The organism is Sporolactobacillus terrae, assembly GCF_019930545.1.
Lineage (GTDB): Bacteria > Bacillota > Bacilli > Bacillales > Sporolactobacillaceae > Sporolactobacillus > Sporolactobacillus terrae.
The window spans coordinates 1,930,693-1,953,979 of record NZ_CP082837.1 but is presented as its reverse complement, the minus strand read 5'-3'; the positions used below and the strand labels follow the sequence as shown (position 1 = coordinate 1,953,979).

The following is a 23,287-nucleotide window of genomic DNA, read 5'->3' as shown; positions in this document are numbered from 1 at the left end:
GTAAGTTATGAGTCATGCACCAAAAAGTGCGGCAGAGAGAACTTTTCAAGAGAATTTTGTCAAGGAACTACAAAAATATAAATGGGAAGCATCAGATTATCTCGACGGCAATAAGCAAAAAGTAACGGTTGCTGATTTGGTTACCCACTGGCGTAGTGAACTCAACCGTATGAACGCTGACCAGCTGGAAGGTGTGGCACTGACGGATAACGAGTTCAAACAAGTGATGGCAAAGGTCAATCAAATCAACAATAGCTACGAGGCAGCGAAGATTTTAGCTATTGAAGAATCAAAAGGCAAGATTGATGGCATTTACCGTGATGACAATCCAAATATCACGAGAAAACAGATCACGTTGACGATTTTTAAAAAAGCGGAAGTGCGTGGCGGGGACTCAAGCTATCGGATTGCTAGAGAAGTACAGACTCCCAATGACAACCGCTTTGACATTGTCTTACTGATCAACGGCCTGCCTTTAATCAATATCGAGCAAAAACGCACGGACAAAACGCTCGACGAGGCATTTGGACAGTTTATCCGCTACTATCGTGACGGCGAATACAGCAATAACTTTATGGCTTTTTCGCAGATGATGGTCATCACTTCGGAAATTGCTACTCGCTATTTCGCTACGCCAAAAACAATAGGGGATTTTAACCCTAGCTTTGTCTTTCATTGGTCAGATAAAGATAACAAGGTTGTAAATGACTGGAAAGACGTGATTAAGCAATTCTTGATGATTCCAATGGCGCATCAGATGGTTGGAGATTATCTGGTCATTGATGAAGCTCGCGATGAGGAAAACAGACGACATATGCTCATGCGTCCGTATCAAGTCCACGCCCTGCAAGCGGTTGAAGGGGCGGCATTTGGCTGGGACAATGAGGGAAAATTGCCTCATGGCGGTTTTGTTTGGCACACGACCGGTTCGGGCAAAACGATTACGAGTTTCAAGACAGCTTTGTTTTTGTCGACTCGAGCAGGATTTGATAAAGTTGTTTTTCTCGTTGATAGACGTGAGCTAGACAATCGTACCAGTGAAAACTTCAAAGCCTACGCTGCTTACGAGCCCGTGTCCGTTGATGATACATCACACACCTACCAGTTAAAAAAGATACTTAAGTCAGCGAAAAACGGCATTGTGGTCACGACCACATTCAAACTGAATGCTTTAGTTAAGGAACTAGAAGAAGCACGCGATAATCGTTTAGCAGCTAAGAGAATTGTATTTATCATCGATGAAGCCCATCGTACGACAATGGGGCAGATGATGGGAACCATTAAGCGTTATTTCAAGAAAAATGGACTCTTCTTCGGCTTTACTGGCACGCCTTTATTTGATGAAAATAAGATCAAAGGCAAGATCAATGAAAAAAGTGAAGTCATCAATACGACTGAAAAGTTATTTGGTCCTAAGTTACATCAATATACGATTGATGAGGCAATTGCGGATAAGAACGTATTGGGCTTTCACATCGATTATATTAACACTGGAGAATTCAAGAATTATGATGATTTAAGAGAGCAACTAGCTGAAAAAATGAAGGAAGCGCGCCCTGAATTAACAGACAGAGAAATTGAACGACAAATTCAAAAGCTGTCAGAAGCTGACGTTGAAAAACAGGCAAAAAAACGAGAATTGCTTGTATACCAAGATGAAACACATATCCCCCGTGTCGTTGAAGAAATTCTGAATAACTGGGACGCGCAATCACAAGGTAGAGCATTTAATGCTATTTTGACAGTGGCCTATAAAAATCGTGTGATTGCTTATTATGATGAATTTAAGAAACAATTGACAGACCGTGGACAAAAGTTGAATGTGGCGATGACGTTTAGTTTTGGTAACGAAAATGATCCTAAGCCACTAAATCCTAAAATTATCGAAGGCATGTTTAAAGATTACGCTGCATTTACCGGCATTGAGTTTGCTAGTGGTGATAAAACACGCGGCGAGGACGCTTACTTTGAAGATGTCGTGGAACGCGCCACTCGAGGCGGTAGTGGACGAAATCCAAAGAATATAGACCTCGTGATTGTGGCAGACCAACTGCTGACTGGTTACGATTCTAAACGTCTGAATACGCTTTATGTTGACCGTTCACTTGAACTTCAAGGTTTAATTCAAGCCTATTCACGAACAAATCGTGTGTTTGGCTCAAATAAAGAGTTTGGTACGATTATTAACTTCCAATACCCTCGAATGACTGAAGAAATAGTCGATCAAGCGTTGAAGCTGTACGGAAGTGGAGGTAAGAGCAGTAAGGTAATTGTTGATACCTATGAAACAGCTGTAAAGAAATTTGCGATAAAAGTGACTGACATGATTCCAACTTTACCTGACCCAACCGAATGGCAAACAATTGAACATGATGAGAAGAAAAAAGAAGCATTTATACTCGCTTTTAAGGATGCTTCTGAGCAGTTGAATTTGGTAGAACAATACTATGAATTCAAGTGGGATGATGTAACTTTTGGTATTGATGAGCATACTTGGTTGCAGTATGTCGGTGCCTATAGAAACATAACTCGGAAGCCAGGCACTCCACCTCCGCCAACACCTGGTAATCAGCTTGTCGGAAAAACGAAGTTAGCAGGAACTCAGGTCATCGATGCAAATCATATTCTTCGTTTGATCGGTTCTAAGGTTACCTCAACGAATGGTGTGCAAACTGTAGATAGTGAGACACTCCGTATTATTTATGAGCAAATTCAGGAATTAAGTAATATGGGTGAATATGAGCATGCACAGCTATTGAAAGAATTTGTGGATACTGAACTAGTGCCTGGAAAATTATCGAGCGATTTAAATTTTGACGAGGCATTTGAAGCTTGGAAAGTAAGCAAACTAAATCGTGCTGTTACTGATTTTTCGAAGGAGTGGGGATTGGACAGTGACTTACTCGGGAAATCTGTTCGTTCATATTCTACTTCGCAGCCTGATGTTGTTCCTTACATCGATGAACTCATTAGTCGTGTTGATTTTAATAAGGCAACCGATCAATCGGCTGGTAATTTGTTAAGGCATAATATGAAGCTAACCAACAAACTTCCAGAACGGATTGCTGAAATGAAGCAAAAATATTGCTGATTTGATATTATCTTCATGGTTACTAATAAAAGGTAGTACTAAAACAATGATTCTGCTTGGTTATATGAGTTCTAAACTGACACCCATGTCACGGACTAAATAATAATGATTAAGCGGCTAGAAGATGATTCCTATCTTGAATAGGTGTCATCTTTTTATGTGCGCCCGGCATGGACGACAGCTAGGCGGTAAAAGTCCGCTACAGGCTTGGCAGTAGGAACTGTTAGCCAAAGGCAAGGGTGTCCACCGTGAGGTGGAATCTGAAGGAAGCCGGAGGCAAACTTCTGGGCTGATGAACAAGAACTGCATACTAAGGCTGAATAGAGACGGATAAGCCTGCGTAACAAGGTGAAGTCCAATACTGCCCGAATCTCAAACAGTATATGCAGCAGCCACATGGAAGGAAAGCAGTCGTCCTTACCCGGGGAGGTCTTACAAGGGCTCCCGACAAGAGGGAAGGCATTTCCCACAGGAACAATCATGCCAGCGATGGTGAGATGAATTGTAAGAAGTCAGCAGAAGCCATAGTAGTCCACCAGGACGAAGGGCTGAACAATAGTAATCTCGGAAACAGAGGAGGTGTGAGCGATGCGACAATCACGGAAAACATCAAATGATGGCTATCTATCGAAGAATAGGATGGAATCCGAAGGTACGACAGAAGTGTGTAGCACGACTCACGGCGAACCTGAACGAAGAGATGGTGTGAAAGATCAAAAACTCATCGTGAAAATAACGAGCCGTTCCAATCTTAATCAAGCCTACAAGCGTGTTGGATAGGTTACACTTAATTGGACGGATGAGTTAAGGTCATGTACACTTGGTTCAACGCTACCAAGGGAGACCGGAAAAATGAAACGGGAACGGAGAAGCTTCTCAAAAGAGTTTAAGGAACAGATTGTCAGTTTACATGCTTCAGGAAAACCGAGACATGAAATCATCAAAGAATACGATCTCACGCCTTCGGCCTTCGATAAATGGATTCGTCAACAAGAGACGAGCGGTTCGTTCAAGGAGAAAGACAACCGAACGCCTGAACAGGAAGAACTCATTCAACTAAGAAAAGAAAATCAACAACTAAGAATGGAGAATGATATTTTAAAACAAGCCGCACGGTTCTCGGGACGAAAGTAGATGTGATTCGTCAGAACCGTCACAAATACTCGGTATCAGCAATGTGCGACGTCCTACAACTTTCTCGCAGTACCTACTATTACGAAGCTAAAGTTCGTGAGAGCCAACAGGCTGAGCAGGAATTGACACGCTAAGTAGTTCAAATTTTTAAAGCGGGCCGATCGATCTATGGACAGCGAAAGATCAAAAAAGAACTGGAGAAGCAAGGAAAACAGGTCTCAAGACGACGAATCGGACGAATCATGCGCCAACAAGGCCTGATTTCAAAATATACCATTGCTCAGTTTAAGCCACATAAAGCGAGCTGTAACGAATCTCCAGTTGGAAATACGTTGAATCGTCAATTCCGCCAGGAGGAAGAAATGAAAGTGGTCGTCAGTGACTTGACCTATGTTCGGGTGCAGCAAAAGTGGCATTATATCTGCGTACTCGTTGATTTGTATAATCGCGAAATTATCGGCTACAGCTCAGGACCCAATAAAGATGCTCAGCTCGTCTATCGTGCCTTCTCCACCGTCAAAAGCGACTTAAATCGCCTCGAATTATTCCATACGGATCGAGGGAATGAGTTTAAAAATAAGCTCATTGATGATGCATTGGAAACGTTTCAAATTAATCGATCCTTAAGTCACAAAGGCACGCCTTATGATAATGCCGTTGCGGAAGCGACATTTAAAACGATCAAAACAGAGTTTGTTAGCGGGCGTGTTTTCCCTAACCAACACGTACTTGATCTTGAATTGTTTGATTATGTCCATTGGTTCAATAATCTACGTATCCATGGCTCACTAGACTATCTAACACCGATTGAATACAAGTTACAGCACCTTTAAAAATTTGTTTGATTTAGTGTTGACGTACCAGGGTGGTTCTTTGGTGTGGTAAGTGACTCTCAATTTTTTACTAATTTATGAGACAGCAATCATTATACGATGACAATATACACACTATCAGACAGAATTATTAATGAGGATAAGCATCAATACATTAAATTGAATAACAGGCTTAAAATAGATTTAGTTAGTTCCAAAACTATGTCTCAAAATGTGAGATTTAATAACAGAATAAGAGGGCGTGGTTGTATGTTACAAAATATGGTGAATGAATTAGAAAGCGGCATTCTAAATATCGTGGGAAATAAGGTTCATGTAACAGGGTTTACACGTGAAGAAATGCTGCAATTATTTTTAGACACAGGCATTGAAGCTTGGAGTTCCAAGGGTTTGTATAATCTTCAAGATTTAGAGTTTCATAATATCAAATCAAATGCTTTGATTATCGTTAAAAAAGACGGTAAAGAACTGAATCGCTATCAATACAAAGAAATTATAAAAAAAACAATTAAGTTTAAAAACGAAGAAGGTAAGAATGTTTCTCGGACTTTTATCATTAGAAAAAGCGCCTACAGTGACCATTATCAATTCTATTTCGTTGTTGATAAAAAGAAGGAATCTTTGAAATCTGAGGTAAAACAATCAAGACTCTTTGATAATAAAGAAGAGCTGAATAACTTTTTATTTAAAAAATTTAGCATTGAATTTTAGGAGGCGGGATAGGATGCTAAATATGATACTGTTAGATATCGAGACAGGTGATTTTGATGTAGATTCAGGCATATATGAAGTTGCACTACAAGTGGTAGAGAATGGGAAAGTCATTGAAAGTGAGCATATTGCAGAGGTAGAAGATGAAAATTCCATCCATCAAGGTATGGGGGCGGGCTATGCTCAAATTGCTCACGATGAAACCAAGAAAAAACGATTCCGCGCCATTATTAATAAATATAAGTATCCCATCGTTGCGCACAATGTTACTTTCGACCGAAAGTTTTTAGTTCATTTTGGTTGGTTAGACGAAGACTACAAATGCTATGATTCAGTTCGGGCAATTAAATATGCTAATCCTGATTTATTTTCCTATTCGTTGGGGTATTTATTACGCTTTTATGAAATTAAGCATCCATTGACTCATATCGCTTTGGATGATGTTAAAGCGCTTTATAAAGTGATTCAAAAAGCTAATCCGACCGTATGGATACCATTATATAAAGTGGCTCCTAGAAGATTCAAACATTTTGCGGAGGCGACCGCACATGTAGAAGGGCAAAGCACTGTTTTTCAAAGAAAACGGATTGTTTTTACGGGAGCTAGTCCTTATCCGAGAGTCTTGATGCAAGAGATCGCTAAAAAATGCGGTGCCACGGTGACGGGATCCGTTTCATCAAAAACAGACCTTTTGATTTGTGGAGACAAACCGGGAAGCAAATTAAGTAAAGCAAGGGAATTAGGAACAGAAATTGAGACAGATGAATGGTTTATTGATGCTGTATCAAAGGATTTACAATTAGAAACAGCTGTTGTGACACGTCAAACCACGACTGCTACAATAGATACGGCAATGATGAAAAAATTTAAAAAAATTTCCGAATTGGAAGACAAAATTGTTAATATTGCTCTTCTTCCAAACAGAATTCAAGCAAAAGTGGAAGAAATTTTGATTAGTCATATGAAAGTGGCAGGAATTAACAAGGGTTCAAATGGATACAGGGTAGATGCAATTATCTATGACGATGATGGCCGGAATTATGTCCTGTTGAAAAAAGCTAAGGAATTACAAATTAAAACGATTCCTCTTTCTAAATTCAATCAATTGATATTAACTTAAGTGAAATAGTTGGCAGCGGCAGTTGTCATTTGTCATGGGCCGAAGTGCAAATGGCAGAACTGAGTGGAAAACTCAAGAGGGACAGACGTTGAAATCGGTTGAAACGGAAATTTAATAAGTTTTCCTAAGTAACTGGACAGTCAAAAGTTTTAGGTTTTTAAGAAATTAGTAATTCATCCTGTACTTCGGGTGTTTCCTGCTTTTCTTGAATTATTTGCGTTATGGTTAAATGACGATTTCGGGCAAACAGTTGAAAAATCGTCTGACGTAAATGAGCCATGATGGTCGCTTCTGAAGCTGCTCCCTTAGAGGGTGTACGCAAAAAGCGAAAGGGATTATGCGATTGCCTGTTTTCATTGCGCAACGCAATCATTTGAAGCAGGCCCATCGCGATGCAGTGGCACATCATGGATCCTTCGATCGCTTTGACCGTTTGAAGAATCCGTTTTTGCGCGTATCCTTCGGTTACGTGATCCAGCGGATCGGGTTCTTCCGATTTGCGGTAACGGTTCAGTTTGGGCATCGACCGGCTCCAAAAATGATAGGCAAAGGCACCGAGTGACTGTTTCAGCGCGCGAAAAGTGGTTTCCGTTGTGAAACGCCGCGCATAAAGTCGAATGATAGCTTCTGGTTCCAGCGATCGATCCGTACTGACCAGAATGGATCGTCGTCCGCCCATCACCACAAGAACAAAGCGCAATTCCTGATAGAGTCCCTGCCCCCAAAGGAGATCGCGGCACAGATAGGCGACGTTTTCTTCCTTACCGTAAAGCGACAGACGGGTGGTTTGGAACAACTTGTTCTGTGCGTCAAACAGCGCGTTTACCTTCACTTTGGTTCCTTTCTTTCGCGGGCGTCCTCGCCCGCCAGTTTGAATGGGATGTTCATAAGCCACGCAGGAGGTTTTGGCTTTCGTGACCAGTTCTAATCGAGTGGCCCCTTCCTGATTCCGCTGATTCAAGCGACGGAGGGCCGGAACGGACAAGAAATAGCGATCAAGCAGAAACAACGCGCGCCCCAGCACCCGAGTGGCTGAAAACCCTTGATCAATCATCAGATTCCTGAAACAGCTTTTTTACACCGGGCATGTAGCGGGCTTCTTTCGCCTGTTTGACGCCGTCGCCGATGAGAATCACGGCGCCCGCTTCACGCTTGAGCGGCGCAAATTTGAGCACGACGCGCAACCACTGTTGCCGCAGTTCGCCCAAAGACCATGCGGAAGAACGAAAGAAATGAATCATGGACTCATAACCCTTCGGGTTTAGGGACAAGTCACGAATCACCGAAGTGATTCCGAGACAGTCTGAACGTATCATCAGACCGATGATAAGAACAACAAACCATTTGAATGCAGCGAATCTATGGAAACAAGAACGGAACAGTAGAAGTAAAGAATCAATAAATTTCAACATGGCACTAGTCAATCGCGAAGGAACAAGATAGAATAAGAAGCACGATAACCCTTGGCGATTTTTCCTCTCTTTCTTAGCAGATAAGAGGATACCATAAAATCCCATTTAAGGGTTATCCTTTTGTATTATTTACACAGAACTTTTCACTCTCCAGTAAGTAATTTTTCAGCACAAGCTCACACCGTTTGGAAAATCAATTACGGTCGTCAACCTTCAATCGATCTTATGGTATAGTGAAATCAGAAAGATTCAGAGAGATTAGTTGCTAGTCTTTTCGCAAGTACTGATACGGCGATCGTTACAGGGTTATGTTGACAAAAGTGTTCATGTCTTGTGATTCGCAGGTCATGGGCATGAACGTGTCCAATAAATTGATTGAACAGGTGTGTTATTTAATGGGAATTCAACTCACAGAGGAAATGATTAAGGGCTTATTTTCGTCGACGATTTATCAGCGTGGACACAGGTACTATGCAAACGGGCGTGTCCGGGATTTTCATTTTGATCCGGAAGGCGGGGACTGGCAGGCATCGGTTGACGGGACGGAACCATACCGTGTCAGTATCCGTATTGACGATCAATCGTTGTATAGTCACTGTGATTGTCCGGCGGCTCGAAGTTTTCCAACTCCTTGCAAGCATGTGGCCGCTGTTCTTCTTAAACTTATGGAGGATCAGCAAAATCTGCGGAAGCAAGCGGGACATCAATCATCAGGGCGCAAGGTGGCATCGACGGCCGCGCGCACTGCTGAGCGTGGGCGCTTGCACCGGGAAGAAGTGCTCACCAATCGGCTGATTGATCGCTTCTCTTGGCTTCAGAAGAAGGAAAGTGATCGGGAGCGAAGCGGGCATAAACGGATGATGCAGACGGAATGGACGCTTAAGAACGACGGTTCATGGTTTGTTCTGGAGATGAAAAGCGGTGTTGACCGGTTGTATGTGGTCAAGGACATCCGTGACTTTATCCTTTCCGTGATCGATCAGACCTCGTTTACATTTACAAAAAAGTTTTCCTTCGATCCATTGGAACATGGCTTTTTACCGGAAGATCAGGCCGTGATCGATTTGCTTGGCAAGCAGATGAACTATAGAAATTACCGGAATCTGCAGTATGCCTATACCGGCAGACGCACAGTCAATGACGACCGCCAATTCACGATTCCCCCGGCTCTATTTCCTGAACTCTTGACGAAACTGCAATCCTGTTCTGTTTTTCTTGACGATCGATATTGGGGGCGCAAGCAGGCCGTCGTTCATGAGCATGAACTGCCCTTTGCACTTCGGCTTGATGAACGTTCCGATGGTCATTATGAGGTTGATCTTTCCGATTTGGAGGGCTGTCAGTACTTAGATGAATATGGGTGTCTGATCAAGGATGGCGAATTATATCTGCTTTCTGATGCGCAGAGCGCGTTTGCGAGCCATCTGGTTTCGATTGTCCGCTATGACGGACTGAGCGTGCTGCCGATTGGAAAAGATCAGATCGAGCCATTCCTGTCTCAAGTTGCACCGGGTCTAAAGAAAATCAGTCAACTCAGTATTTCCGATCAAGTGTCGGATCGGATTGCTTCGTACCCGTTACATGCGAAAGTGTTGCTCGACCGTGCAGGGGAACAACTGACGGTTCAGCTCGAATACCATTACGGCGATGCTATGGTGAAGCCCTTTGAGAACGATCGCAGCATCAATTCGGACAAGCAGATCTTTATTCGTGATGTGGATAAAGAGCAGAGGATTATGGATCTGCTCGAGTCGGCTCCGTTAACCATGAACAATAGAAAGGTCTGCGCCGACGGGGAGGAGGCTATTTGTACCTTTTTGTTTGAAACGCTTCCGAAACTGGAAGATCTGGCGGAAATTTTGATGACCAATGCGGTCAAGGCGTTTGTGCTGCCGGCGCAGAACACGCCGTTTGCATCCATTGATGTGGACTCTGGTGGCAACTGGCTGGAGGTGAACTTCCAGATCGAGGGCATCGCGGAGGATCATATCGAGAGGATTCTTCAGTCGCTTGTGGAAAAGAAAAGGTATTATCGCCTGCCAAGCGGCGCATTTATCCCATTAGAGGATGAGGCGTTTGCGTCTGTCGGACAGATGCTGGACGAGCTGAACATTTCGAAGCATGAGTTGCAGAATCATCAAGTGAAACTGCCGATGTATCGGGGTGGACAGCTTGAATCCATACTCGGGGAACAGCATGCAGGGATCGGAATCAGCAAGGTGTTCCGACGCTTCCTCAATCGCTTGAAGAATCCTGACTTGATTGACTTTGATGTGCCGGAATCGCTGCACGCACAGCTCAGAGATTATCAGTTTTATGGCTATCAATGGATGAAAACGCTCGGTCACTATGGCCTTGGTGGTATTCTTGCGGATGAGATGGGTTTGGGTAAGACCATACAAACGATCGCTTTTCTTTTATCGGAAAAAGAGAAGGATTCGACAACTCAGCCGGCGCTCATTGTGTCCCCGGCTTCTCTAATCTACAACTGGAAAAATGAGCTGGCAAAATTTGCCCCGGACTTGCATGCAGTGGTCGCCTCCGGTACCGTGCAGGAACGAGAGGACCTGTACCAGCAAGAGGCGAAACCGGATCTTTGGATCATGTCCTACCAAACGCTAAGACAGGATATCGGTACCTATGAGAATCAGGAATTCAGCACGCTGATCCTTGATGAGGCGCAGACGATCAAGAATTTTAACACAAAGACGGCGAAATCCGTCCGTGTCGTCAAGGCCCGGAATCGCTTTGCGCTGAGCGGTACGCCGATCGAAAATTCAATTGATGAACTCTGGTCGATCTTCCAGACCATCCTGCCCGGATTTTTTCCCAAGCTTTCCGATTTCAAAAAAATGGATCAAGAAAAAATTGTGAGAATGATTCGTCCGTTCCTACTCCGTCGCATCAAAAAGGATGTTTTGTCGGAACTTCCGGACAAGATCGAGACGGTGCATACCTCTGAGCTGACGAAAGAGCAGAAGGAACTCTATCTGGCCTATCTTCAGAAAATCCAGAAGGAAACGAAGGATTCCCTTGAAAACGAAGGCTTTCAAAAGAGCCGGATGAAGATTCTTGCCGGCCTCACCCGTCTGCGGCAAATTTGTTGTCATCCCGCCCTTTTTGTCGATGACTATCAAGGCGCGTCCGGGAAGCTGCAGCAGCTCTTGGAACTGATTTCTGATGCACTTGAAAGCGGCCGGAGGCTACTTATTTTTTCTCAATTTACCAGTATGCTGGCGATCATCCGCCAGGCGTTTACCGAGCAGGGCGTGCGCTTCTTTTACCTTGACGGACAAACTCGGGCGAAAGATCGGGTCGAGATGGTCGATCAGTTCAACCAAGGAGAGAAGAATGTTTTTCTGATTTCGCTAAAGGCTGGAAATACCGGACTTAATCTCACGGGTGCCGATACGGTGATCTTGTATGATCTGTGGTGGAATCCCGCGGTCGAGGATCAGGCGGTTGGCAGAGCACATCGAATCGGCCAACGAAACGTTGTGCAGGTCGTGCGGCTGATCACCCAAGGCACGATTGAGGAAAAAATTCACGATCTGCAACAAAATAAACGCGATTTAATTGAATCCGTCGTTCAATCCGGCGATCAGTCGCTGTCTCGGTTAACTGAGAAGGATATCAAGGAGATTTTAAATATCTGAGTAATTGCTCAGCAGTGTGCGGAAAAGGCTCGCTGATGAAGAATGCCAGATCGTGATTGACCGGTGCAAAGAAAAGTTGAAGGGGAAACGAAATCGGATGCATGCATCTTCATCACTGGAACAACAGCAGATTGAAAAGCATATTTTTCAGATTATAAGCGATGAGCTTGGGACGGATCTAATAGCCAATCCGGTTGTTCCATGTGGGGATGTGACGATTCAGCCGGATTTTTATTCTGATGGGCACGGTATTATTGGTGAAATCTATGCACATATCGGTTCACTGAAGCCGCCGCAACAGAAAAAGATGTTGGCGGATATCCTGAAAATGCTTCTATTAGAAAAGATGATGGGCCGCACGTATCGAAAAATCATTGCGATTTGTGATGATGAAGTATTTAAAGCGATCACGGGAAAGTCGTGGGCTTCAGCTTGTTTTAAGGCCTTTGAAGTTGAGATTCGAAACGTTGCTATAGGGGAAGCGCAGCGGATGCTCTTGACCGCCGCGCAGAAAAGGCAGTATCGATGAAACGGGCACAAAACGTTGTGTTCGAAGAAACCGAGAGAAAGGTGTTGCCCAATGACAGAGAGCAGATTGAACCCTAAAGTTGATGAATTCTTAAGTAAGCCGAGCAAGTGGGCGGAATGCTACGCGCGGCTCCGGGCGATTGTTCTGGACTGCGGGCTGACGGAGGCGTTTAAGTGGAAGCATCCGTGCTACACGTTTGAAGGAAAAAACGTTGTACTGATTCATGGCTTTAAAGACTATTGCGCGCTGCTGTTTCACAAGGGGGCCTTGCTGAAAGATGCGCATGGCATTCTGATTCAGCAAACCGAAAACGTTCAGGCGGCGCGGCAGATTCGCTTTACTGAAAAAATGGCGTAATGCCACTGATTTCAATCCGTGGATGTAAGCCATAATGTTTTTATTAATATTTATTTTTTCTTATATTGATCGTCTATATATTGCTCTACTACCTCTTTAGACATAGTTCCTAACGTAGACATATAATAGCTTCTCGTCCATAAATGTCCACTCCAAAATTTTTGTGCCTTGATTTCTGGGTGCTTTTCAAAAAACATTCGTGCCGAAGCTCCTTTAATTGCTTTGACAGCACCCGTAGCTGATAACTTCGGTTTGAAACTAATTAAAAGATGCACATGATCGGGCATGACTTCCATTTTTTCAATCGTTATTTCGTTTAACTTTGCGATTCGAATCAATATTTCTTTCATCTCTTGAACTAATGTACCTGTTGTAAATAACTTGTGACGATATTTTGTTGTCCAAATCAAATGAAAGTGAAAATTATAAACATAAGTTTGTGTGTAAATTGCTCCAACGATTTTTTCTTTTTTATTACTCATGCATGTACCCCTAACTGATTGCTATAGATGAATTTATAAGCTTCATTATACACTCATGTAGTGATATTATGTAAGTAACAAATAGGAAGGGAGGAAAACGTAATGAAGGGGAAAATGTCAGACAATCAAAAACAAGCCATTAAACAACGCATGAAAGCCGTTAAAGAGCAATTTAAGTATAAATCAGGATTTAAAATACGTGTGTATCCTACTATGCAACAAGCGGACATTATGCGTTTTAACGCAAATACTTCCCGATATATTTATAATGCCCTTGTATTTCGTGAATGGAGTACGAAGAAACATGCTAAATGGTTTAACAATGATAAACGATTAGATACCAACATGCCAAGCCGTGCCGTTGCAGCTTATCAATCTGCGTGGAGCCTATGGCGAAAAGTCAATCATGCCGGTACGCCGAAACCTAAACGCAAAAGCGATTATCGTTTGACCTATCAAACAAAAAACAGTTATGTTGCGAAAGCACGTAAAGCAGGATATGACATTTTCAACGGAGCGAAAGTTCGCGTTGTTGATGAACGTCATATTCAGATTCCTAAAGTTGGCATTTTAAAAGCGTCTGCTAATAACATTAAGCATTTGCCACACGAAAAAGGAATCCGTATTGGTATCACAACAATAAAACAAGAACCGAATGGAAATTGGTTTGTGTCGTTTCAAGTGAAATCGGATCATCCATTTAAAGAAAAGTTAGTTAAAATGGACAAGACTGTTGGCATCGATCTAAACTTATCCAATTTTTTAACACAAAGTGATGGGAAAGTTGTTGAAAATCCGCATTTTTATAAACGGATTAAAGGACAACTAGCTAAAGTGCAACGAGTGGTGTCCAGACGAGCAACTCGTGCCAAAAAAGAAAAACGTGCTTTGCGTATTAGTAAAAACTATCAAAAAATTCGTCTGCGTTTATCTGAACTACAAAATAAAATTGCGCGTCAGCGTCTTGATTTTCTACACAATGTTTCAACAACACTCATCAAGAACCACGATGTGGTTGTTTCGGAAGAATTGCGTGGAAAAAACATGTTGAAAAATCATGCGCTAGCTCTGTCGATCAGCGATGTTGGATGGAGAACGTTGATCAATCAATTAGAGTACAAAGCTATCCTGTATGGACGCACGTACATCAAAGTTGATCCAGCATATACGACCAAAACATGTCATGTCTGTAGTTCGATTAATCATGAGGTCAAGCTTGGTATGGAACAATGGATCTGTCCTACATGTGGAACTTTTCAGATTAGAGACCACAACGCTGCGATTAACATTGAGCAAAAAGGGTTAACCCTATTAAGATCAGGTGCCGTGGCAACTTCGGATTCCTAAAAATGGCTAAGGTTCATTAGCGTGTAAGACCTGAGTGGCCTTGCTACTGAGGCAGTGCCGTATCTAAGCAAACTGAGATAGTTAAGTAGAGCACTACCGATTAAGAATGTCAAAATGACATGGAAAAATCTGAGAATTGTTAATCTGGTACTACCGCTATCAATCCATCCGACTTTAGTCGGTGGTAGTTGAACACGGTGCAAGAAATTGCTGATCTGGAAGATGTGATCAAGGCGTACATTCTTGAAGCCATTGCTGTTGAAAAAGCGGGACAAAAAGTACCGATGAAGAAGCGTGCGGAAGTCGGCGTTCCCGAAGAGTTGAAAAGTAAGTTCGAGGAACTGCCTGAGTTGAAACCTGCTTTTGAGGCGCTGACGCCGGGAAGGCAAAATGCTTACATTTATTATTTTTCGCAAGCGAAACGATCGGAAACGCGGGCGTCCAGAATTGAAAAAAGTGTGCCGAGAATCCTCAAAGGAAAAGGATTAAACGATTGCGTGTGCGGGCACTCGAAAAAAATGCCTAACTGTGATGGCTCGCATAAGCAGTTCCAATAAACACAAAAAGGACAGCCGCTGCCCATGCAGCATGGCTGTCCTTCATTCCATTGAATTATTTTTGTTTTGCTTTTAGTTCTGCGTTCAGCGATAGTGAGGGCACACGGCTGTACAGTAGATACGCAGCGATGCCAAGGGTGAAGCCGATCAGGGCAAAAGGAATCCAAGCAAAGCCAAGGTTAAACAGTGGCAGATAGCTGCTTGCAAAGTGGATCAGCGCTTGAATCGGCGCCGCCTGATTCGAGATTGGCGGCAGCGCGTTCGTGGCGTCAAATAAAGCGGGAATAACGGTAAAGAGCGTTGTGAATCGGTAAACGATTGGCGACTTTTTGAACAATGGTGACAGGATTGATAAGAAAATTACCGTGATTGCGAGCGGGTACAAAAGCATTAAGATCGGCAGTGACCAGTTGATAATCTGCGTTAATCCGACATTGGCAATGATGAATGAAATCAAACAGGTCAATCGCAGGAACGCTAAATAACTGATCCGCGGGAACTGCTTATGGAAATCCTGGGCAAAGGCGGTGACCAGCCCCATCGCCGTAGTGAGACAAGTGACGGTCGCTAACGTGGCTAAGATGGCGCTGCCCACTGCGCCCATGTAATGATTGGCAATTTGACCGAAAGCGATCCCGCCATTTTCCGAAAGCTTGAAGTTTGCCAGACTCATTGCACCGATCACAATAAGGCCAAGGTATATGAGTGCTTCAAAACTGATGCAAATCATTCCGGCTTTGGTCGTTGCCGCAGCGATGGATTTGGGATTGCGGACGCCCATCAGCTTAATGGAAGTGACGATCGTGACGCCGAAAGCGAGGCCGGCCAGAGCATCCATTGTGTTATACCCTTCAAGAAAACCGTTCGTCAGCGCGGCGTGAACGTAGTCGGTGTTGATTGCCGCTTGTCCGGCATCCCCCATCGGTCTGAGAAAAGCGAATAAGAAGATAATAAATAACAAGATTAAGAACAGCGGATTCAGCAGTTTGCCGATGACATCTAGAATATGCGACTCGCTGCGTGACAAGAAATAGGTCAGTGTGAAAAAGATGGCCGAGTAGATGAGCAGCCAGATCCATTTGTGGTCTGCTGAAACATAAGGAGCAAAACCAAGTTCAAACGGTACCGTGGCTGTACGCGGCGTGGCGAACATGGGTCCCAGTGTGGCGTGAACCAAAATCAAAAAGATCAGGGCGTAATGATGGCCGATTGGTCGCGCAACATCGTAAATGCCTTCACTTTTGGTGATGCTGATGGCAATGATCGAAAGCAGCGGCAGCAGTGTGCCGGAAAGTAGGAAACCGATCGCGGCGGGAAACCAATTGCTGCCCGCCAGTTGGCCAAGATGCAGCGGGAAAATTAAATTGCCGGCACCGAAAAACATGCCGAAAAGCAGTGATCCGATCGTTAGATAATGAATGAATGTCAGCTTAGGTTGCTGATTCTCTGTGTTCATGTGTAAACTCCTCCTTATTAGAGTCTGTTCAAAAAGGAGGACAAAAAGAGCCGAGAAGATCAAGGAAGCGCAGTTTCGAGCACCAGAGCGTATGCAAATAATACGTGAGGAGCGGAGAAACAAGCTGACGCAGAGATTCGACAGCAATTTTTCCCGGACTTTTTGAACACCTCTATAAAAATAAAAACGTCCTCTAAAAGCATTATCATGCTTTTAAAGGACGTTGGTTACGCGTTACCACCTTTATTTGCGGCCGCCATCACTGGCTTGCCGCCTCACCACGTACTGCCGCTATTCGGCAAGACGCTGGCATGTTAACGGGTGCTGCCGTTGAACACTTCATTCATCGAATGTCGCATTCACCGCTCAAGGGCTACCTTCACTTTTTATCGACACCTGCTCTCTTTTCACCGGTAGAAGCTCGCTAAAAGGCTAGATAAAAGCTACTCTCCCTATCATTGCATTGATTTATTCACGAATTTTGAGAGTTTTTTTACTTATACTCTTTTTTCAAAACTGTCAATAGCTTACGATTGAAAATTTAGCGGTTTGTGTTTAATGGATGAGCTGCTGTGGACAGCTATTCATAAATGAAAGCGGACACATTTGGGAATCTGTCCATTACAATGTAACCGTATACAAGTTAAGATAAACATGTGGAAAATGAAAGGGGGCAGACAAAGTGAAAAAAATCATGAATAAACCGGAGCAGGCTGTTGATGAAATGGTTCAGGGGATTGTGTCTGCGGGATGTGGTCAATTGTATATTGCCATTGAATAGGGACAGCTGTGCCAAGTTTTTGGGACAGTAAAGACATCAAATTGGGACAGTTAGGACATGTGAGGGACACCTCCTGTATAATGAGCTTGCACCTAGTGGTGTAAATCCATTACAGGAGGTTTTTTTAATGATCAAATACCGTGAAATTTTGCGGCTTCATGCTCAGGGATTTAGCCATCGGCATATTGCTTCGAGCTGCGGATGTTCGAAGAATACCATTGGCAATGTCCTGAGGCGGGCTGGAGAGAAAGGAGTCTCATGGCCACTGGATAAGGACATGGATAATCCTGAACTCCAGAATATTCTTTTTCCTGAAAAGCATCGATCTGAGATGAGACGTCCACCGGATTGTAGCTATCTCCACCAGGAAATGGCTCGAAGCGGAGTGACCCTGTCATTGCTTTGGCATGAATATGTAGAAACGTGTAGACAAAACAAGGAGATCCCTTACAGTTATCGGCAATTCTGTCGTTTTTACAACAGCTATGTGATAAAGACCAAAGCAACCATGAGAATTAAAAGAAAGCCTGGTGAAGCAATGGAAGTGGATTGGGCAGGTCAAACTGCTTCAATTCAGGATTCTATCACCGGACAGACCATTCCTGCTTACGTCTTCATATCTGTGTTACCTTGTAGTCAATATGCTTACGCCGAGGCGTTTCTATCCATGGATACACCAAGCTGGATAACCGCTCATATCCATGCCCTGCAGTTTTTCGGTGGGGTTCCCCGAATGATTATTCCTGACAATTTAAAGACTGGTGTTGAACGATCATCCTCAACAGACCCGGTGATCAATCGCTCGTATCAGGAAATGGCTGAGCATTATCAAACAGCGATTGTTCCTGCCAGGGTTCGCCACCCGAAGGACAAACCCAATGTAGAAGGGGGTGTTCGAATCATATCAACTTGGATTATTGCCTCCCTGAGAAACGGTCAATACTTTTCGATTTCCGAGCTGAATCAAGCGATAAGAGAGAAATTAACGGAATATAATGAGAAGCCCTTTCAGAAAAAAGATGGAAGCAGGCAATCCGCTTTTGCGGAGGAGGAGAAGTTTGCCCTTCTCCCTTTACCTGCTTCCTCATACGAATTAGCGACATGGAAAAAAGCTACCGTACCCTTTGATTATCACATATCTGTAGAAAAAATGTACTATTCCGTTCCCTATGAATACATGAAACACCAGGTGGATGTTCGAGTGACCCGAAACATGATCGAAATCTATTTTAATCACTTCCGCGTTGCTTCGCATATCAGACTTTATGGGAAGAAAGGTCAGCTATCTACCAATCCCGAGCATATGCCCGATAAACATAAGGATTATTTATCGATGAACCGAGATTATTTTATGTCCTGGGCTAAGGAAGTCGGGGTTCATACACTCATTACTGTAAAAGCGATTCTCGCTTCATACAAAGTAGAAAAACAGGCACTTAAATCATGTTCATCACTCACAAAACTAGCAGATAAATACTCTGTAGAACGCCTCGAACGGGCATGTGGACGTGCCTTAGACTATTCGCCAAGACCCAATCTGAACAGTATTAAGACCATTTTAAAAACAGGTCAGGATAAACAACAACTAGACTCTATCAATCCACCAAAATCAAATACAAATCAAAGCGATACTCACGGTTTCGTTAGAGGTGCAGCCTACTATGGGAGGAAAGAAAAATGACGAGCGAAAATACCTTATCAAAATTATATGATATGAGATTGACCGCTATGGCTGAACAATATAGCGAGCAATTACGCGATAGCCAATACAATGATTTATCATTCGAAGATCGATTCAGTCTCTTAGTGGATCGTGAGTGGGATCGAAGAAAGAACAACAAACTGGATCGCCTGATTAAGAAGGCAGGATTTCGATATAATCAAGCCTGTATTGAAGACATTGAATATCATCCTGATCGCAAACTGGACAAAACTCAGATTCTACGATTAGCCTCCGGACAATACATTCAGGACAAGCATAACTTGATCATTCAAGGGGCTTCTGGGAACGGAAAATCCTATCTCTCTTGTGCTTTTGGCATGGCGGCCTGTCGACAGTTTTATACAGTGAAATATACTCGTCTGCCTGATTTACTCGATGAGCTAGCCGTTGCCAGAGGAGAAGGGATTTTCCAAAAAGTCATGAAGTTATATCGCAAAGTCGATCTTCTTATCCTGGATGAATGGCTACTCACCCCATTGAGAGAAAACGAAGCACGTGATTTACTGGAAATTATCGAGACTCGACATCAAGTGTCCTCAACGATTTTCTGTTCTCAATTTGATGCACAAGGATGGTATGAAAATATTGGCCAGGCAACCCTCGCCGATGCCATTCTCGATCGTATCATTCACGATTCATACACCATCTTAATTGATGGAGAAGTGTCCATGAGAGAAAGACACGGATTAAAAGAATAAGAAAAATGGGTCGCAGAGGCATCATCTACGGATGATCCCTCTGCATTTTTAGCTCTGCCTGTCCCTCGCATGGCACACATGTCCCTCGTTTATGTCCTAAGTGTCCCAAAAACATGGCATAACTGGGCTTTTGCGATGGCAATATACAGTCAATTGAAAAATATCCCTGAAACAGGTGTGATCTATCGTTCGGAACTGCCCAAAGACAAAGTCGCTTTAGTCAGTGGCGGCGGTAGCGGTCATGAGCCGACACACGCCGGATTTGTCGGGGACGGAATCCTTGCGGCGGCGGTTTGCGGATCGGTATTTACGTCACCGACTCCGGATCAGATTTATGAAGCGATTAAACAGGTGGATCAGGGTAAAGGTGTTTTTCTCGTTATTAAAAATTACTCAGGCGATGTGATGAATTTCGAAATGGCCAAAGATTTGGCCGAAGCCGATGGTATCCGTGTTGAATCCGTTGTCGTTGATGATGATATTGCGGTCGAGGACAGTACCTATACCGAAGGGAAACGCGGAGTTGCCGGAACGGTGTTCGTTCATAAAATCCTTGGTGCCGAAGCAGCAAGAGGGACGACTATAGATGAAATGAAAGCGGTTGCCAACCGGATCGTCCCCAATATCAAGACACTGGGCGTCGCGCTTAAAGCGGCGACGGTTCCTGAAGTCGGCAAACCAGGCTTCGAATTAGGGGACACCGACATTGAATTTGGCGTCGGCATACACGGCGAGCCCGGCTACAGACGTGAATCACTGAAAACCTCGCGTGAATTAGCTGAAGAAATTGTCTCTAAATTGAAGAACGCTTTTCAATGGTCTGAAGGCGAACATTATGCGGTACTCGTTAATGGACTGGGTGCCACACCGTTGATGGAACAATACATTTTCTGGCAGGATGCGGAGAAATTACTGAAGAAAGACGGCCTCTTGATTGATTTTATCAAAGTAGGCAGTTTGACGACCTCGCTAGATATGGAAGGACTTTCGCTGACGCTCTGTAAATTGGAAGATGCGCGCTGGCTGGAGAACTTGAAATGGGAAACGCACACACTCGCATGGTAAAGGGAGATGATGTTAATGGTAGATAAAATAAAAAAATGGTTGGAGCTATTTGCAGCGCAGTTGCATGAAAAGAAAACGTATCTGAGTGAGTTAGATAGCGCGATTGGCGATGGGGATCACGGGAATAACATGGCACGCGGCGCGGACTTTTTATTAAAAAGTTTGGATCAGCCGGGTGACACGTCGGCTGTATTTAAAAACGCGGCGATGGCTCTCCTCTCCAAAGTCGGAGGGGCTTCAGGACCGCTGTACGGTTCGGCTTTGCTCGCCCTCTCGAAAAAAGCGGGTGAAACCGATGACCGCAGTGAATGGATTGCGGCGGGAGCGGAAGCCATTGCTCATCGCGGAAAATCCGAAGCCGGTGATAAGACGATGCTGGATGTTTGGCTGCCGGTTCAGAAAGCACTGGCAGACGGTTCATTAACGCATGAGAAAATTGATGCCTTTGTAGCCGAAACCAAAAGTTTGAAAGCAAAAAAAGGTAGAGCTTCGTATCTGGGCGATCGTTCGGTTGGCCATATTGACCCAGGTGCCCAATCAAGTGGTTATCTGTTCCATGCCTTCTTGGAAGCTGGTGCTGATCATGCCTGAGATTGGTATCCTCTTAGTCTCTCATGTTCGTGAAATCGGTGATGGGGTGTTGCGGCTGCTTAAGGAAGTCGCCGGGGATGTGACGATTAAAGCTGCAGCAGGCACAGAAGACAATGGTGTAGGGACAAGTTTTGATCGGATCAATGAAGCCGTTACGTCGTTTGAAGAGCCGCGCATTTGGGCATTTTATGACCTGGGGAGCGCAAAGATGAATCTAGATCTCGTTAGCGAGACAACAGATAAAAACCTGGAGATTCAGAATGTTTCTTTTGTCGAAGGCGCTTATGTTGCAGCGGCGATGCTTCAGGCGAATGCTTCGGAAGCTTCGATACACTCAGAATTGAAACCGCTTAAAATAAAATGAATGATCGCGTCGCAAACGCTGTTTGAAATACGAGTACGCGTGAGCATAGCAAAACAAGTGGAAGTTTATGTACCCTCTCTGCGGGAGAAGCGAACAATGGGAGCACTGCAAACCTTGCAGTCGGGAGACCGGTCGGGATGATTCGTGTCACCCGCAAAAAAGTCGCTGGATGCCGACTCATACCATCTAATAACTGGTGAAAGAGGAGGAAGTTATCATGGAAAAAGTTTTTGTCAGCCCAAGCCGTTATGTACAGGGGAAAGATGTATTCAAGAAAGCGGATCAGTATGTGAAAAAGTTAGGCGATTTAGCGCTTGTCGTTGCCGATGAAACCGTGTGGAAGGCTGCTGCTGAAGCCTTCTCCGCTCAGCTTAAAAAAGGCGGAATCGAAGTTGTCAAAGAAGTCTTTCAAGGCGAATGCAGCATTAATGAAATCAATCGACTGACAGAGTCCGGAAAGACGAAAAAAGTGAATGTGGTGATCGGACTTGGCGGCGGGAAAACGCTAGATACGGTGAAGGCAGTCGCGGATCATCTGGATACTCCGGTTGTTTGCGCACCGACCGTAGCCTCCGCCGATGCACCAACGGCAGGCCTGTCCGTAATCTATACTGATGACGGTGCTTTTGAAAGCTATTTGTTCTATGATAAGAATCCGGAACTCGTTATTGTTGATACGCGGATTATTGCTGAATCGCCGCATCGGATGCTTGTTTCGGGTATTTCCGATGCACTGGCCACCTGGATTGAAGCGCGTGCGGTTGCTGAAGGACATAATAATACCATGTCCGGCAAACAACCGACGTTGGCAGGTAAGGCAATTGCGGAAACCTGCGAAAAAGTGCTCTTCGATTATGCGCTTCCTGCGATTGAAGCGAACCAACAGAAAATTGTTACACCGGCACTTGAAGCGATTGTCGAAGCGAACACGCTGCTCAGCGGTCTAGGTTTCGAAGATGGCGGACTTGGCGCAGCCCATGCGATTCATAACGGATTTACCGCTTTGACCGGTGATATTCACCACCTGACGCACGGAGAAAAGGTAGCGTATGGTGCGCTGACTCAGCTTGTTCTTGAGAATAAGCCGTTTGATGAGCTGGAACGCTACATTGGCTTTTATCTGAAACTTGGTTTGCCAACCTCACTTAAAGAAATTCATCTTGAAAAAGCGACGGATGAAGAACTTTACAAGGTCGGTGAAAAGGCGACGGCTCCTGGAGAGACGATCCATCAAATGCCGTTTGCGATTACGGCAGATGATGTGGTCCAAGCAATCAAAGGTGTCGATGCGTATGTCAAAGACTATAAATCTCGCCATGGCTGGTCTGTCGAAAGCGAGAAGAAATTACTAGCAGTGGACTAACCGAGTTTCTTCGAAGC

At 44.1% G+C, this 23,287-nt stretch carries 17 protein-coding genes, 3 pseudogenes and 1 other annotated feature; of the genes and pseudogenes, 16 read left to right on the top strand and 4 right to left on the bottom strand.

Annotated features, from left to right (window positions below):
• The first annotated feature begins 7 nt into the window (after nt 1–7).
• From K7399_RS09240 to K7399_RS09220, 5 genes and pseudogenes are all read left to right on the top strand, one after another.
• Entirely contained in the window at nt 8–3,091 is a 3,084-nt protein-coding gene (locus tag K7399_RS09240) for a type I restriction endonuclease subunit R (protein ID WP_128166937.1), read from the top strand.
• A 588-nt stretch (nt 3,092–3,679) separates the two neighbouring features.
• On the top strand, nt 3,680–3,871 hold the full coding sequence (locus K7399_RS09235; RefSeq protein ID WP_128166935.1) for a hypothetical protein: 192 nt from the start codon (nt 3,680–3,682) through the stop codon (nt 3,869–3,871).
• A gap of 72 nt (nt 3,872–3,943) precedes the next feature.
• Nucleotides 3,944–5,058 (top strand): annotated as a pseudogene (locus tag K7399_RS09230) (IS3 family transposase).
• A 249-nt stretch (nt 5,059–5,307) separates the two neighbouring features.
• Nucleotides 5,308–5,769, top strand: a complete 462-nt coding sequence (locus K7399_RS09225) for a hypothetical protein (RefSeq protein ID WP_128166933.1) — start codon at nt 5,308–5,310, stop codon at nt 5,767–5,769.
• Between the two features lie 13 nt (nt 5,770–5,782).
• The gene (locus K7399_RS09220) at nt 5,783–6,889 is read left to right on the top strand and encodes a BRCT domain-containing protein (protein WP_128166931.1); all 1,107 of its coding nucleotides are present in this window, start codon (nt 5,783–5,785) and stop codon (nt 6,887–6,889) included.
• A 157-nt stretch (nt 6,890–7,046) separates the two neighbouring features.
• On the opposite strand, the gene K7399_RS09215 is transcribed toward K7399_RS09220, so the two are convergent.
• Together K7399_RS09215 and K7399_RS09210 are read right to left on the bottom strand one after the other, a co-directional pair.
• Nucleotides 7,047–7,943, bottom strand: coding sequence for a transposase (locus tag K7399_RS09215; protein ID WP_206612210.1), 897 nt, complete (start codon nt 7,941–7,943; stop codon nt 7,047–7,049).
• Nucleotides 7,936–8,301, bottom strand: a complete 366-nt coding sequence (locus K7399_RS09210) for a transposase (protein ID WP_223362598.1) — start codon at nt 8,299–8,301, stop codon at nt 7,936–7,938. The genes K7399_RS09215 and K7399_RS09210 overlap by 8 nt, the downstream gene beginning before the upstream one ends.
• A 395-nt stretch (nt 8,302–8,696) precedes the next feature.
• On the opposite strand from K7399_RS09210, the gene K7399_RS09205 reads away from it, so the two are divergent.
• The 3 genes and pseudogenes from K7399_RS09205 to K7399_RS09195 form a co-directional block, all read left to right on the top strand.
• Complete coding sequence (locus tag K7399_RS09205) at nt 8,697–11,957, top strand: DEAD/DEAH box helicase (protein ID WP_128167340.1); 3,261 nt, start codon at nt 8,697–8,699, stop codon at nt 11,955–11,957.
• Between the two features lie 97 nt (nt 11,958–12,054).
• Complete coding sequence (locus K7399_RS09200; RefSeq protein ID WP_128167338.1) at nt 12,055–12,486, top strand: hypothetical protein; 432 nt, start codon at nt 12,055–12,057, stop codon at nt 12,484–12,486.
• Between the two features lie 51 nt (nt 12,487–12,537).
• Nucleotides 12,538–12,828: pseudogene (locus K7399_RS09195) on the top strand (DUF1801 domain-containing protein); the annotation flags it as partial.
• Between the two features lie 65 nt (nt 12,829–12,893).
• On the opposite strand, the gene tnpA reads toward K7399_RS09195, so the two are convergent.
• Entirely contained in the window at nt 12,894–13,325 is a 432-nt protein-coding gene (tnpA, locus tag K7399_RS09190) for an IS200/IS605 family transposase (RefSeq protein WP_010027511.1), read from the bottom strand.
• Between the two features lie 102 nt (nt 13,326–13,427).
• Between tnpA and K7399_RS09185 the strand changes: the two genes are divergently transcribed.
• On the top strand, nt 13,428–14,672 hold the full coding sequence (locus K7399_RS09185; protein ID WP_128166927.1) for an RNA-guided endonuclease InsQ/TnpB family protein: 1,245 nt from the start codon (nt 13,428–13,430) through the stop codon (nt 14,670–14,672).
• Nucleotides 14,673–14,866: 194 nt separating this feature from the next.
• A pseudogene (locus K7399_RS09180) lies at nt 14,867–15,229 on the top strand (YdeI/OmpD-associated family protein); the annotation flags it as partial.
• A 55-nt stretch (nt 15,230–15,284) separates the two neighbouring features.
• Here the strand turns inward: K7399_RS09180 and brnQ are convergent.
• Nucleotides 15,285–16,685 (bottom strand): branched-chain amino acid transport system II carrier protein, encoded by a 1,401-nt coding sequence (gene brnQ, locus K7399_RS09175; RefSeq protein WP_128166925.1) that lies wholly within the window; start codon nt 16,683–16,685, stop codon nt 15,285–15,287.
• 213 nt (nt 16,686–16,898) lie between these two features.
• Nucleotides 16,899–17,153: a binding site (T-box leader), on the bottom strand.
• Between the two features lie 440 nt (nt 17,154–17,593).
• Between brnQ and istA the strand changes: the two genes are divergently transcribed.
• The 6 genes from istA (at nt 17,594) to K7399_RS09145 (ending at nt 23,270) form a co-directional block, all read left to right on the top strand.
• Nucleotides 17,594–19,147, top strand: coding sequence for an IS21 family transposase (gene istA, locus K7399_RS09170; protein ID WP_223362284.1), 1,554 nt, complete (start codon nt 17,594–17,596; stop codon nt 19,145–19,147).
• Nucleotides 19,144–19,887 carry an IS21-like element helper ATPase IstB gene (istB, locus tag K7399_RS09165; protein ID WP_028977444.1) on the top strand — a complete coding sequence of 248 codons (744 nt, stop codon included), beginning with the start codon at nt 19,144–19,146 and terminating at the stop codon, nt 19,885–19,887. The genes istA and istB overlap by 4 nt, the downstream gene beginning before the upstream one ends.
• A 135-nt stretch (nt 19,888–20,022) precedes the next feature.
• Nucleotides 20,023–20,952 (top strand): dihydroxyacetone kinase subunit DhaK, encoded by a 930-nt coding sequence (gene dhaK, locus K7399_RS09160; RefSeq protein WP_206612208.1) that lies wholly within the window; start codon nt 20,023–20,025, stop codon nt 20,950–20,952.
• Nucleotides 20,953–20,961: 9 nt separating this feature from the next.
• On the top strand, nt 20,962–21,543 hold the full coding sequence (dhaL, locus tag K7399_RS09155; protein WP_164875513.1) for a dihydroxyacetone kinase subunit DhaL: 582 nt from the start codon (nt 20,962–20,964) through the stop codon (nt 21,541–21,543).
• Nucleotides 21,536–21,907 (top strand): dihydroxyacetone kinase phosphoryl donor subunit DhaM, encoded by a 372-nt coding sequence (dhaM, locus tag K7399_RS09150; protein ID WP_128166921.1) that lies wholly within the window; start codon nt 21,536–21,538, stop codon nt 21,905–21,907. The genes dhaL and dhaM overlap by 8 nt, the downstream gene beginning before the upstream one ends.
• Nucleotides 21,908–22,121: 214 nt before the next feature.
• Nucleotides 22,122–23,270, top strand: coding sequence for a glycerol dehydrogenase (locus tag K7399_RS09145; RefSeq protein WP_304363905.1), 1,149 nt, complete (start codon nt 22,122–22,124; stop codon nt 23,268–23,270).
• Nucleotides 23,271–23,287 lie beyond the last annotated feature (17 nt).

What these genes read in the sequence shown, in the direction of transcription:
- K7399_RS09240 (WP_128166937.1), top strand. Translation starts at nt 8, where the DNA reads ATGAGTCATGCACCAAAAAGTGCGGCAGAGAGAACTTTTCAAGAGAAT.
- K7399_RS09235 (WP_128166935.1), top strand. Translation starts at nt 3,680, where the DNA reads ATGCGACAATCACGGAAAACATCAAATGATGGCTATCTATCGAAGAAT.
- K7399_RS09225 (WP_128166933.1), top strand. Translation starts at nt 5,308, where the DNA reads ATGTTACAAAATATGGTGAATGAATTAGAAAGCGGCATTCTAAATATC.
- K7399_RS09220 (WP_128166931.1), top strand. Translation starts at nt 5,783, where the DNA reads ATGCTAAATATGATACTGTTAGATATCGAGACAGGTGATTTTGATGTA.
- K7399_RS09215 (WP_206612210.1), bottom strand. Translation starts at nt 7,943, where the DNA reads ATGATTGATCAAGGGTTTTCAGCCACTCGGGTGCTGGGGCGCGCGTTG.
- K7399_RS09210 (WP_223362598.1), bottom strand. Translation starts at nt 8,301, where the DNA reads ATGTTGAAATTTATTGATTCTTTACTTCTACTGTTCCGTTCTTGTTTC.
- K7399_RS09205 (WP_128167340.1), top strand. Translation starts at nt 8,697, where the DNA reads ATGGGAATTCAACTCACAGAGGAAATGATTAAGGGCTTATTTTCGTCG.
- K7399_RS09200 (WP_128167338.1), top strand. Translation starts at nt 12,055, where the DNA reads ATGCATGCATCTTCATCACTGGAACAACAGCAGATTGAAAAGCATATT.
- tnpA (WP_010027511.1), bottom strand. Translation starts at nt 13,325, where the DNA reads ATGAGTAATAAAAAAGAAAAAATCGTTGGAGCAATTTACACACAAACT.
- K7399_RS09185 (WP_128166927.1), top strand. Translation starts at nt 13,428, where the DNA reads ATGAAGGGGAAAATGTCAGACAATCAAAAACAAGCCATTAAACAACGC.
- brnQ (WP_128166925.1), bottom strand. Translation starts at nt 16,685, where the DNA reads ATGAACACAGAGAATCAGCAACCTAAGCTGACATTCATTCATTATCTA.
- istA (WP_223362284.1), top strand. Translation starts at nt 17,594, where the DNA reads ATGATCAAATACCGTGAAATTTTGCGGCTTCATGCTCAGGGATTTAGC.
- istB (WP_028977444.1), top strand. Translation starts at nt 19,144, where the DNA reads ATGACGAGCGAAAATACCTTATCAAAATTATATGATATGAGATTGACC.
- dhaK (WP_206612208.1), top strand. Translation starts at nt 20,023, where the DNA reads ATGGCAATATACAGTCAATTGAAAAATATCCCTGAAACAGGTGTGATC.
- dhaL (WP_164875513.1), top strand. Translation starts at nt 20,962, where the DNA reads ATGTTAATGGTAGATAAAATAAAAAAATGGTTGGAGCTATTTGCAGCG.
- dhaM (WP_128166921.1), top strand. Translation starts at nt 21,536, where the DNA reads ATGCCTGAGATTGGTATCCTCTTAGTCTCTCATGTTCGTGAAATCGGT.